Annotated in this window: 9 protein-coding genes and 1 pseudogene; all 10 read right to left on the bottom strand. The window is 67.8% G+C overall.

Going from position 1 to position 12,038, the window contains the following annotated elements; translation table 11 throughout:
- A partial coding sequence (locus tag K2Z83_RS26805) for a protein kinase (protein ID WP_220598233.1) occupies positions 1-618 on the bottom strand: 618 nt, incomplete at its 3' end.
- Between the two features lie 269 nt (positions 619-887).
- Positions 888-4,559, bottom strand: a complete 3,672-nt coding sequence (locus K2Z83_RS26800) for a hypothetical protein (RefSeq protein ID WP_220598232.1) — start codon at positions 4,557-4,559, stop codon at positions 888-890.
- Positions 4,556-5,146, bottom strand: coding sequence for an FHA domain-containing protein (locus K2Z83_RS26795; protein WP_220598231.1), 591 nt, complete (start codon positions 5,144-5,146; stop codon positions 4,556-4,558). Before K2Z83_RS26795 ends, K2Z83_RS26800 begins: the two co-directional genes overlap by 4 nt.
- 146 nt (positions 5,147-5,292) lie before the next feature.
- Positions 5,293-6,186, bottom strand: a complete 894-nt coding sequence (locus K2Z83_RS26790) for an FHA domain-containing protein (RefSeq protein ID WP_220598230.1) — start codon at positions 6,184-6,186, stop codon at positions 5,293-5,295.
- Positions 6,187-6,276: 90 nt separating this feature from the next.
- On the bottom strand, positions 6,277-8,274 hold the full coding sequence (locus tag K2Z83_RS26785) for a putative baseplate assembly protein (RefSeq protein WP_220598229.1): 1,998 nt from the start codon (positions 8,272-8,274) through the stop codon (positions 6,277-6,279).
- Between the two features lie 3 nt (positions 8,275-8,277).
- Entirely contained in the window at positions 8,278-8,679 is a 402-nt protein-coding gene (locus tag K2Z83_RS26780; protein ID WP_220598228.1) for a GPW/gp25 family protein, read from the bottom strand.
- A 241-nt stretch (positions 8,680-8,920) separates the two neighbouring features.
- Positions 8,921-9,316, bottom strand: coding sequence for a PAAR domain-containing protein (locus tag K2Z83_RS26775; protein WP_220598227.1), 396 nt, complete (start codon positions 9,314-9,316; stop codon positions 8,921-8,923).
- Positions 9,317-9,389: 73 nt separating this feature from the next.
- Positions 9,390-11,126: a VgrG-related protein gene (locus K2Z83_RS26770; protein WP_220598226.1), complete on the bottom strand. Its 1,737-nt coding sequence runs from the start codon at positions 11,124-11,126 to the stop codon at positions 9,390-9,392.
- Positions 11,119-11,775 carry a LysM peptidoglycan-binding domain-containing protein gene (locus K2Z83_RS26765; RefSeq protein WP_220598225.1) on the bottom strand — a complete coding sequence of 219 codons (657 nt, stop codon included), beginning with the start codon at positions 11,773-11,775 and terminating at the stop codon, positions 11,119-11,121. Before K2Z83_RS26765 ends, K2Z83_RS26770 begins: the two co-directional genes overlap by 8 nt.
- Positions 11,776-11,839: 64 nt before the next feature.
- Positions 11,840-12,038 (bottom strand): annotated as a pseudogene (locus K2Z83_RS26760) (hypothetical protein); the annotation flags it as partial.

Genomic DNA, 12,038 nt, shown 5'->3' with positions numbered 1-12,038 from the left:
CTGGTCGCCGCGGGCGTCGGGCTCAAGGCCGCGGCAGCGCTCGGGGGTGAGCGCGTAGACCAGGGAGTCGTCCCAGGGGCCGGAGTCCACGCCGTAGTCGAGCAGGAGCCAGGCCAGGCCGAAGTCGCTGATGGTCAGGGTGTAGCCGCCGTCGTCGCGCCGGGAGAGCAGCACGTCCTCGGGCGAGAGGCTGCCGTGGACGAAGCCCTGCTCGTGGGCGAAGGCCAGGCCCTCGGCGATCTGGGCGGCCAGGTCGACGGCCAGGGGCAGATCCTCCGCGAGGGAGCCGCGCCTGCCGAGCAGCCGGCGCAGGGTGCCGTCGGGCTGCCAGCCCATCGCGATGAAGCAGCGCTCGCCGTCCTCGTCGATCCGGGCGACCTGGGCGATGTGCGGGTGCTCCAGGGCCGCGAGGAACATGGCCTGCTGGCGCAGCGCGGCGCGGAAGCCCGGCATGGCGCACAGCTCGGCGTGGACGAGCTTGAGCAGCCAGGGCGTGCCGTCCTCGCGGTCCTCGGCCCGGTAGATGTCGCCGGTCTCGGTGCGACCGATCAGCTCCTCCAGCCGGTAGGGGCCGAGGGTCGAGCCGAGCCGGGTTGCGGTGTCCTGCGCCTGTGCCATGCGTTCCTTAGATCACTGAGCGGAATGAGCGGGCGGCTGAGCCACTGAGGTGCGTGCTGAGTCGCATGGTGCCGGCGACGCTGACGCGGGCGGGCACTTGGGCCGCGATGGGCGCGGTGCCGGGCGGGCGTTTGGATCACGAATGACGCGATGCCGTTTGGATCGCGAAAGACGCGAAACGTGGCGGAGGACACGAACACGAAGATCGCGAATGACGCGAACGCGAACAGCGTGAAGGGCACCGAGCCGTGGCGCAATAGAGCTGACCCTTACGGGACAGTGTATGTGATCGGCGCAGAGCTTATAGTGACGGTGTTAAACGTACTCTGCAGGGTCACAGTCACATCTACCGCCGGGTTCGGTGCGTTCGTATTGACATAGGCATACCAGTAGCCTGTCCCTCCTGCAATATTGCCATATGGCGGCCCATAGTCGGGAAAGAGCGCTGAGTTCGGGGTTACGGTCGAGTCTATCAGCGCTGACCAGGTAGGCACCAGGTTGTCAAACGGATCATGTACCTCCAGGTAGCCAAAGTAGATGTAGTAAGCCGGGAAGGAGAAGTTATTGAACACGCTCACGATCACAATCTTAGACGCGGCGCCAAAGGAAACGCTAAAAGGCGAAGTAGATGTATCGCCCGTAGTAAGGCCGGTACTCTGGGCCAGCAGAACATAGCCGCCGCCAACCTTATTCGCCTTCAGGTCACTCACCGTCGCTATACCCGCCGTTGGGTTCAGAGTCAGCGTGTCAGTCACGAGCGTGCCGGTGCTGTCGGTGCCCCAGATTGTCGCACCCGCTGGCGCCCCCGCGCTAAGCTTCAGCGAGACCAGACTCGCCAGGCTGAGATCGAAGTTGCCCAGGCCATCTGCGGCCTGGATGGTTGTTGTTCCGACATTTGTTCCCGCAACAAATGACCCGGCCGCTGGCTTAGCTGAGAAGCCCAGCCGATCGCCGATGATGGTAAATGCCGTGGAGGTGCCAGTTGTCAGTCCGGCCATCGCGGCGCTCAGGGTGTAGTTCTTTCCGATCCGGTTCACGCTCAGATCGGTGGCCGTGGCCAGGCCAGCGGCGGCGGTCAGCGTAATGGTCGTATTTGATGGTGGAGCTACGCCTGACTGCGCGAACTGTAGCGTGCCGTTCAGCCCAGTATTCGCCGGATCAAGATCATTCAGCGTGAGATTGATATTCCCATTAAAGGTCGCATCAACCGTGCCCAGGCTATCGGTCGCGCTGATCACCACCGTGCCTAGAGGCGTGTTGGCCTTCTGGATGGCCGGCAGCCCGGCTACCAGCAACTGGCTGGCGGTGATCGCAAACGGCGTAGTGGATACTGGGACAATGCCAGCGGCGCTGGCCTCGATCGTGTAGAGCTGGCCGTTGCTCACCTTCTGCACTGACAGGGTGCCGACCGTAAGCAGGCCATTCGTCATCGTCTTATTCACTGCGCCAACAGATGCCCCAGCTCCATCGCGCAGGAAGTTTACCGTGCTGCCATTCTGCTTCAGCGTAAGCGTGATCGTCCCAGTGAACGTATTGGTCGGGTCGCCCCAGCGATCGAGGGCGGTGACCGTCATACTGAGGCTGGCGTCGGCGGGCCGGGTGGCCGCCGGGCCACTGATCGTCAGGCTCTTCGCCAGCCCGCCGGTGATCGCGAAGGGCGCGCTGGTCGCGACCAGATCAGGGAGGTCTGTGCGCGTGCAGGTGGCGCGGATGCTGTAGCCGGCGCCCTGGGTGCGCAGGTGGAGATCATTGGTCTTCGTGAGCGTGGTCGTGCCCGCATTCATGGGCAGGGTGATCGGGTTGACCGCCGGATCGCCAAAGAAGAGCGTCCCGCCGGGCGGATTCGCGTCCAAGGTAAAGCTGCATGTCGACCCGTTGAAGGTCGGGTCGCGGCGCACGCCGTCGCCGGCCTCCACGGTGAAGATCAGCGGCTCGCCGGCGGGGGTGTTGGGCGGCTGCGTGGCGAAGCGCAGCTTGTCGGCGGTGACCGTAAACGGGTCGCTCTCGCCAGCCAGGCCGCCGCCGGAGGCGGTGATCGTGAACGAGCCGACGAAGTTGACGCTCAGGCTCTTAAAGGTGATCGTGCCGAGCTTGGCGTTGAGCCGCAGGTTGCCGCCGGTGTCGGGGGTGAGCAGCAGGCCGGGGAGGGCGGGGGTGCTGGTGATCGCGATCGTCACCGGGTCGCGGAACTCCTGGTCGGCGGTGCCCAGGCCATCGATCGCCGCCACCGTCACGCTGATCGTCTTGGTGTTAGCCACAAAGGGCGGGCTGCGCACCGTGACGATGAGCTGGTTCGCGCCGATGTTGAAGATCGGGCTCATCCCGACCAGCGTGCCGACCGTGGCGCGCAGGCTGTAGCCCTTGCCGATCCGGTCGACGCTCAGGCCGCTGAAGGTGGCCTGGCCGGCGGACAGAGTCGTCGCGAGCGCCCCGTTGAGGACGGCGTCGGAGCTGGTTTCGGGGGCCTTGAGCGCAACCGTGACCTGGGCGTTAGATGCGACGACATTATCATAGGCGTCCACAACCTTGACGAGCAGGGGGGGCAGCGGCGACTCGGCGGGGATCTTAGCGGTGATCGCCGGGTCGAAGCTGGCGCTCACCGCCGAGGGCGCGCCGGCGATCACCGTGAACGAGTCGCTGATCGCCGAGGTCAGGCCGACCACCGAGGCCTGGAGCGTGTACGTGGCCGCGCACTCGATGATCGCGTTATTGAAGAGCGCCTGGCCGTTCGAGAAGCTGAGCTGGAGCGTCCCCCTCAGGTTGCTCAGGCGGGCCGGGCTCTGGGTGCAGCCGTCGGTGAGGATCGAGAGGGTGACGATCCCGGTGTAGTTAGTGATCGGCTGGTTCGTGGTCTGATTCTGGATCTGCACGGCGGGCGACCAGCTGAGCGGCAGCCCGGCAGTCGAGACCGCGCCATTCGGCACAGTCACAAAGACGATCTTCGAGAGCGGCGGCGGCGGGGCGGTGGTGGCGGTCACGCCGGCGGGCACCGTCGGCAGCGGGGTGGTCGATGCCGTCGGGGTCGTCGTCGGGGTCGTCGTCGGGAAGGGCGTGTAGGTCGGGTAGGGCGTGTAGGTGGGCTGGGCGGCCTGGCTGTTCGTCGAGCCGTTAGGGGATATCCCGGCGGCCTGGAGCGCGGCCTGGACGGCGGCGGCGGCCTGCTGGGCGGGCGAGAGCTGGGCGGCGGCGGCCTGCTGGGCGGCGGCGGCCTGGGCGGCGACCTGGGCGGCCTCCGCCGTCTGCCCGGCCTGGGCGGCCTGGAGGGCCGCGATCAGGGCCTGGATGGTCGGCTCGGACTGCGACTGGGCGGCGGCGACCGCGTTGGCCAGCTCGGTCTGCTGGAGGCCGACCTGGTTCGCCAGGGCGATGGCCGTCTGGGTGCCCTGGAGCGCCTGGTCAAGCGACATCTCGGCGCTGATGGTGGGGGCGTCAGCGCCATCGATAGCCACCTGGGTGATCCCGGCCTGGCTGGCCGAGGCGACCTCGGAGCCTCGGCCGAGCCACCAGATCAGGCCGGCGGCGGAGGCGATCAGGGCGAGGAATCCGAGCAGGATCGCCGGCACGAGCCAGATCGGGAAGGGGCGCTGCTGGGTGAGCTGGGCGGTGGCGAGGAGCGGCGTGCCGACGCCGGGCTGGGCGCGCACACTAAAGTTATAGTTCTGGGCGCGGCCGGTGGGGTTCTCGCGGGCCTGCACGCCGAGGCGTACGGTGGCGGTGGCCCCCGGCTCCAGGGTGACGCGGCTCTGATCGAGCTGGTAGTCGAGCGAGGGCTCATCGTCGCCGACGCGCAGGGTGAAGCTGTCGGGCTGATTGCCGCTGTTCTCGATCGCCAGGACGTAGGTGGCCGCGCCGCGGCCGCGGACGATCCGCTTGCGCGGGCGCAGCTCAAGCTCGCCGCCCGCGAAGGGCAGCACCGTCCAGCGAGCGCTGACCGCGCTCATCTCACCGCGCCCTCGGGCAGGCGCATCCACTCGGGGGGGATGCCCTCAGCCGAGAGCACCGCGGCATCGGGGGCGTCGCCGTTATTCGTCAGCATGAAGACGACCACGGCGGGCTGGCCCGGCGTCAGCTCCAGGGTCTCGCGGCCGCCGGCGATGCTGAGCACGATCGCGCTGTGGACGGCGTCGGGGGCGACGACCGCCGTGGTCGCGGCGCGGGCGGCGGCCGGGTCGCTGAGGCGCAGGCGGAACGGGCCGACCCGCAGGAAGCCGCCGGGGGCCATGGGCGTCTCGGTGTGCGGGACGAGGCGCTGGTCGTTGAGCGTGGTGCCGGTGCGCCCGCCGAGGTCCGCGACCATCACCCGCGCGCCGTCGCGGGAGAGGCGCATGTGGTAGCGGCTGACCCCCTCGGCGTCGAGGACGAGCTGGTTGCCGGATGCCTGGCCGATGGTGAGCACCGGCTCGGTGAGATCGAGGCTGCGAAGCGTCTCGCCCTGGGGGCCGAGGACATCGAGTCGCAGCGGGCTGACGCCGATGGGCGCGGCCTGCTCGCCGTCGAGATCGTGTTCAAGGGCGGAGAAAGATGTCATCGCATCCCCCCAACATCACTGAGTCACTGATGCCATTTCAGATTGCAGATTTTGGATTGCAGATTGCCGGGTACTGCGTTCCAAACATATATAGTGTCCTATTGGGCCAAATCTGCAATCTGCAATCTACAATCTGAAATCTTGTCTTACGGCAGGACATCTAAGATATAGCCCACATGCGCGGGCTTATGGCGCTGGATCAGCAGCTCAAGGGACTGTCGGTCGATCGGGTGGGCCGGCGGGGCCGTCACGCGGACGCGCATCACCCAGGCCATGCCGGGCTCGTCGAGGATCTCGGGGGTGATGCCGGTCGAGAGCTCGATCATGCGCGAGAGGCCGAAGCGGGTGCCGCGCCAGCGCATCAGGTCCATAGCCTCAGAGAGAATGGCGCGCTGGCGGCCCTCGGGCCAGAGCCGGTCGACCGGCATATCAAGCCAGCCGGAGAGCCAGGGCAGCATCGAGGCCGGGCAGGTGCGCGGGTCGAAGTACATCATCATAAAGCTCTGGCGCTGCTCCAGCGGCTCCCAGACAGCCTCGATGATCATCAGGTAGCGGCCGAGGAAGTCGCTGTCCTGGTAGATCGCGGGCAGGTCGGCCAGGTAGCGGCTCAGGGGGCCGACGGGGCGGTGGGCGGGATAGGTGGGGCGCGGCTCGGCGATCTGGCGCGGCGGCGTCGCGGGGAGGCCCAGGCCGGTGACAGCGGCCTCGCTGGGCACATCGTCCTCGACGGGGTCCGACTCGTAGTACGTGATCTCGAAGGGGCCGATGCGGAAGACGGCGCCGTCGGGCAGCACCTGGGGCTGGTTGGGCAGCAGGCGCGTCTCGCCGATGAAGGTGCCCGTGCGGCTGCCCATATCGGTGAGCGTGAGGCGGCCCTCATCCAGGCGCAGCTCGGCGTGACGCCGGGCGATCAGCGGGTGGGGCAGCGACAGCCCGTTATCGGGGGTGCGCCCAATGCTGAGCACATCCCGCGCGAGGGGCGTGCGCTGCACCAGCTGGCCCTGGAAGCGGACGATAAGCTGTGGGGACTCTGCGCTCATGGCGCGATCCTTGCTAGTACGAGGGGCTTATGGCGAGGCCAGCGTGATGTCTGTATCATACCGCGTTTGGCGGTCGATTGGAAGAGAGCCTCACTGCCGCACCTCGACCCGGTGCTGGTAGGAGCAGATGAGAGCCTGGGGCGGCACGTCGAGGCGGCCAAGGACGGGCTGGGCGCCGCCGGTGCGGCCGGGCTCGCGCACGTTCACCTGCACCTCGTCCACAAACTCCACGTTAGGCACGCGCTGCAGCAGGGCGAAGATCTCCGAGACGTGCAGGTCGCGCCCGAAGGGCCAGCCCCTGCCCTCGGCGCCGCCGACGAAGGGGTTGAGGTAGCGGTAGAGCGCCTCGGATGCCAGGCGCTGCACCTCGGCCTCCAGCAGCGCGTCGCTGCGCGGGCGGACGCGCAGGCGCACCTGGCAGGAGAGCCAGATGTACTGCGGCGCGCGCACCTCCATGCGGCTGCCGATCAGACAGCGCTCGGAGAGGTAGCTCTGCACCGCGCCGAGGGTCTCGGCCGAGGGCGTGAGCTGCTCGGGCACGATCTGGCCGGTCACCTGGTCGATCTCGGGCAGGACGAGCACCTGGACCTGGCCGGGCGGCACGGCCTCAGGCCCGCCGGGCTGGTCGGCGGGGGCCAGGCAGCAGGCCCGGGCCACGCCGCGCACCTGGGTGGCCAGGTACTCGTAGTCATCGGCCGTCACGGCGCGCATACGGGTGCGCAGCACCTGGGGCACGCGCAGCCGGGCGTCGTCGAGGCTCTGGGCGTTGGCCCCGCCGGTGGCCCCGGCCCGGTTCGTGACGCGGGCCACATAGGGGATGCCGCTCTTGAGCACCGAGAGCGCGCCCTTCGGCACATTGCCGACCACGCCGCCGCCGTGCTGGTAGCGGCTGAACGTCAGCTCGCTGTCTTTGACCGGCACCTTGCCGAAGCGATAGACCGTGCCGTCGGGCTGGAGCAGGGCCGGCCCGAGGGTGATCATGCCGTCGAGGCTGTCGAGCGTATAGTGCAGGCTGGCCGGCCCCGAGTCGGCGAAGTCCGCGACCTCCGCCCAGGTCTCGGCGGGCTCGCCGGGCGCGGCGATCAGCAGGTGGTCGCGCGAGGGGTCGCGGGCGAGCACCGGGGTGTTGATCAGGGTGAACTGCTGGCCGGGGGTGCCGTCGCTGCGTCCGACGCGCTCGCCAAACACGCTCACGGCGTGGCGGGCGGGCGCGGTGCCGCCGCGGGTCTCGATCTCGATGCCGCTCAGCTCGGGCGTGACCCGGTAGGAGTTCGCGCCGCCCTGGGCCTCAGTGAGCCGACAGCGCAGCCAGAAGGCCGAGATGCCCTGGAGCTCATCGGCGGCCATGGGCGGCATGTGCAGGATGATCTCGCCGTCCTGGTTAAACCCGCCGGTGCCGTCATACTCGACCTCGCAACTCGCCCAGCGCCCGGCCAGTGCGCCCTGCCAGACCTGCCACTGGAGGGGCGGGTTGGTCGGATCGACGCCGGCGCCGCCGGCCGTCTCGCAGCGGACCACCAGGGCCAGGATGTGGTGGCTGTGGTCGCGCTCCAGGGCGACGTAGAAGGCGTCGCCGGGGGCGAGCTGGGGCGGGAAGAGGGGGACGCGGCGGCCGGGCAGGTTCATCTGGCGCAGGTCGTGGGTGATCCAGGCGGCGCTGCGGGCGCCGGGGCGGGTGAATGCGCCAGCGATCGTCGGCGGGCGCAGGGTCAGATCGCTCTCGGTGGTGAAGACGATCGCCGGGCTGGTCTCGGTGCGCACGGTGGCCACCTCGGTGTCGGCGGGGATGAGCAGGTCGTGGGGCTGGGGCGCCGAGAGGTAGAAGGTGACGGGGGCCTGGGCGGCGCGGGGCGGCTCCAGGCGCACGCCGAGCAGATCGAGAAACTGGAGGTACAGCTTCTCCGGCACCTGGTTGGTGCGGTAGATCAGCATCTCGGTCATCCAGGCGAAGAGCTCGATCAGCGTCACGCCTGGGTCGCTGACGTTATGGTCGGTCCACTCCGGGGTGTACTGCGGGATCATGCGCTTGGCCTGATCGACAATATCCTGGAAGCGGCGATCATCAAGGTTGATCGTAGGCAGCGGCACAGCTTAGTCCTCTCCCGGAATGCGGTAGAACGGGAACACGAGCGAGCGGCGGTCGTGGGTGGACTTGATCTCGTAGTCGATGCGGATCAGCAGCCGCTCGGGCAGCTCCGGGTCGGGGCCGACCAGGATGGAGCGGATGCGGATGCGCGGCTCCCACATGGTGAGGGCCTCGCGGACATAGTACTCGGCCAGGCCGGCGGTGGTGGCGTCGTTCGGCGCGAAGACTAGGTCGTGGATCTGGCAGCCGAAGGTCGGGCGCATAACGCGCTGGCCCTTGGGGGTGAGCAGGATGATCCGGATGGCCTGCTCGATATCGTTGCCGCCGCGGGCGAGGGCGAAGCGGCCGCGGGCGTCCACGCCTACCGGAAAGGCCAGCCCCGATCCGACAAAGTCCGGGTCTGTCACAGCGTACTCCTCAGGGCTGCCGCCCTAAAACCTGTAGTAGTATGTGCCCAGCAGGCACATGCTGCACTGATGATGCTGCGGCGCGGCTACGCCGCGCCGCAGCATCATCAGTTTTTTCTGTGGGAGAGCGTTGCTCTCCCACGCCCTCTCTGTACGCAGAGTTGTTGCCGGCAACAAAACCTGTAGTACTGTGTCGCAGTTGCCAGCTTCGCTGGCAACCGCGACACAGTACTGAAATGTTCTACCCGCCGATCATCACATTGCCTGCGGCGACCACCGTGCCCGCCGGCAGGTCGGCCGGGTCGTTGCAGGTCATGGCCGTGTCGCCCATGCGGGCGGCGGGCTTCTTGTTGATCATCACGGTGGCGCTGCCCTTGATGATCGTGCCCTTGTTGGTGGGCGGCTTCTGGAAGGGGCCGCCCTGGGGGATGTGCGGCGGGATGTTGTCGGCGGTGCTGCCGAGGGTGGCCGCCGGCATGCCGCCGATCTTCACGTTGGCGCTCAGGCCGCCGCTGATCATGCCGTTGAAGGGGTGGGGCAGGGGCGTGGGCACCGGCCCGCCCGGCGTCGGGATCATAATGATGTGGATGTCCACGGCGACGATCTTGTCGCCCTGCTTGGCCGCTGGCTGGCCCATAGGTGATACTCCGTTCGCTTGATCGCTGTCGGGGCGCAGCAGCGCGGCGCTGCTGCGCGCTTACGGTAGCCTGCTAGTTCAAGTTGATCATCGAGCCCTGCACCGTGACAATGGCGCTGCTCTCCAGCTTGGCCCCGCCGGTGCCCTTGACATCGGCCTGGCCGGTGGCCTCGGCCGTCAGGTTGCCGGTGGCCTTCAGCGAGAGATTGCCGGTGGCCTCCATCGTAATATTGCCCTTGGCCTTGAAGGCGGCGTCGCCGGTCACGTCCATGCTCAGGTTGCCCTTGGTCGTCACCGTAATATCGCCGGCGGTCTCAATCGTCAAAGAGTCATCCTGGGCCTTGAGCACGATCTTGTTGCCCTTCTTATCGACAACGCTGATCCCGCCGTCGGCGTCGCTGTCATCGAGCATGATGTAGTGGCCGGTGCGCGAGTAGATCACGCGCTGGTTGACCTTGCCGTCGCCGCCCACCATCTTGCCCTTGTCGCCGGGAGCCTTGTCCCTGCCGTTCCAGAGCACCCCGAGCACGAAGGGCAGGTTAATGTCGCCCTGGCCGAAGCCCACCAGCACCTCGTCGTTGATCTCGGGCAGGAAGAGCATGCCGCGGCCGCCGCCGGCATTGCTTGAGGAGATGCGCGCCCAGTCGGTGGTCATCTCGGCGCTGGTCTTCTCATCGAGCAGCAGCGGCAGCTTGAGCTTGACCCGCCCGAGGTGCTCGGGGTCCTTGTTATCGGTGACGATGCCGATCGTCATGCCGCCAAGGGGCTGGGGCGCCGCCTCGGGCGCGTTGAGCATGCCCAGCACCGAGGCGGCGTTGAGCCCGGTGGCGCTGAACTCGGTGGTGTAGAAGCCCGCATCAAGGCGGTGGGTGGCGCTGGTCACAAAGTAGGTGCCGCTGAAGCGCGTGCCGACGCCCTTGATCGTCACCGAGACCCCGGCCTTAAGGCCGGGGGCGCCGACGCTGACGCCCTCGGCCTCAATGAATCGGCTGATCTGGGCGTCAGTCAGACCCTGGGCGAGGAGCTTGGCCTCATTCTGATCCTGGATGGCGAGGTTGGCCGCGCGCCCGGTGGGCCGCAGGTTGAGGTAGTCTTTGGCGGTAAGGCCGACCTTGGGCACGATCTTGGTCTGGCGCGACTCGCCGACGACCACCTGCTTCTGCTTGGGGTCCCAGCCGCGCACCGAGGTCTTCTCAATATAGCCAGCGGCGCTGATCCGGGGGCGGAAGGTCATCAGGTCTACGCTCAGGTCGAGCTCGACGGTGGTCGCGCCAGCGGGAGCCTTAAAGCAGAGCTTCTGGCCATTGGCGTAGAGCAGGTAGCCGTTGGCGGCGGCGCGGCGCTGGAGCATCGCCAGGTCGGTCTCATTAGCCTGGATGAAGTAGGCGTGCTGTCCCGACGTCGCATCGATCTCGGACTGCATGCCAACATCGCCGGCGCAGGTCGTAACGATATCGCTGTCGCTGACCTGCGTAAAGGCGCGGGAGTGGGCGCCCCTGGCCAGGCGGTGGAGCCGGTCGAAGGCGCGCACGAACACCCGATGCCCATCGGCGCTCAGATCGGCCTCGACCTCAACGATCTCACCATCGAACAGCGGCTTGTTATTCTGAATCGTGATCGTTATCGCCTTGCCGGGCTCAAGGGTCGCGCTATCGAGCCACTCCAGCTGCGGGTCGTGGAATATCATCGTCGCGACGCTGGGCAGATGCAGGCTCATCTCGACCACAATCTGCTCGATCTGGGCGTGGTCAGGGAGGGTGCTCCCGTCGATCTTAATCAGCGGGTTGACCAGCAGCGTCGCGTCAGTCATTGGGGATCACCAGCACCTTTCCAAGCGGCAGCCGGCGCACGCTGGGGAGGCGGTTGGCCTCGGCGATGCGCCGCCACTGCGTCGAGTCGCCATACTCCTTAAAGGCGATCCAGGCCAGGGTGTCGCCGGCGCTGACCGTCCAGAGGCGCTCGCCGCCCTCGCCGCCCGAGGTAGGGTTCTGGGCCGGGAGGTCGGCGGGGTCCTTGCTCTGCTGGAAGCTGACATCGAGGGTGGCGCGCACCGGCGTGCCGTTGCCCAGGAAGAGCGTGAAGCGCTGGGTGATCGCGGTGATCACGGCGTCGAAGGTCCACGACTGGCCCCACTGGAAGCGCACGCGGGGCGGGCGCGACTTCTGGGTCTTGGCGTCCTTGAGCGAGGGGTCGACCAGCATCAGGTTCCAGATCGCCTCGGTGTGGGCGCTGCGCACGTCTGTCCCCAGCACGTAGGTGTCGAAGAAGAGCTGCATCTGGAGGGTGGCGGGCATGCCTCGGCTGAACTCCAGCTGGGGCATGTTGTGGCCGGCGCCGGCGCCTTGCACCCACTCGTTCTGCTTGGTGTAGGTGTAGGCGTTAGGGTTGAACAGGCACTCGATGCGCTCGCCGCTGTCGAGGTTGATGATCAGGGCCTTCGCCAGGTTTGAGTTCTGCATCGTATCTCCTTCCACATAACCTGCCGCTGGGGGAGGACGCAGCGCGCTGCGCCCCTACGCACCCCTACCCACGGCGGCGCATCTCGGCGGCCAGGCGGCGCTTGAGGACATCGTAGACCTGACGCGCCAGGGCGTCGAGGTCGGGCGCGGGCGCGGCCGGGGGCGGGTCGGGCAACATCGTAGGGCTGTAGGGCTGCGCGGGCGATGTGGGCCGGCCGGTCTCGGCGCGCTGCACCGCCGGGGGCGATCTGCGGAGGTCGGGA

Source organism: Oscillochloris sp. ZM17-4 (assembly GCF_019599295.1).
Lineage (GTDB): Bacteria > Chloroflexota > Chloroflexia > Chloroflexales > Chloroflexaceae > Oscillochloris.
This window is presented reverse-complemented; position numbering and strand designations above follow the sequence as displayed.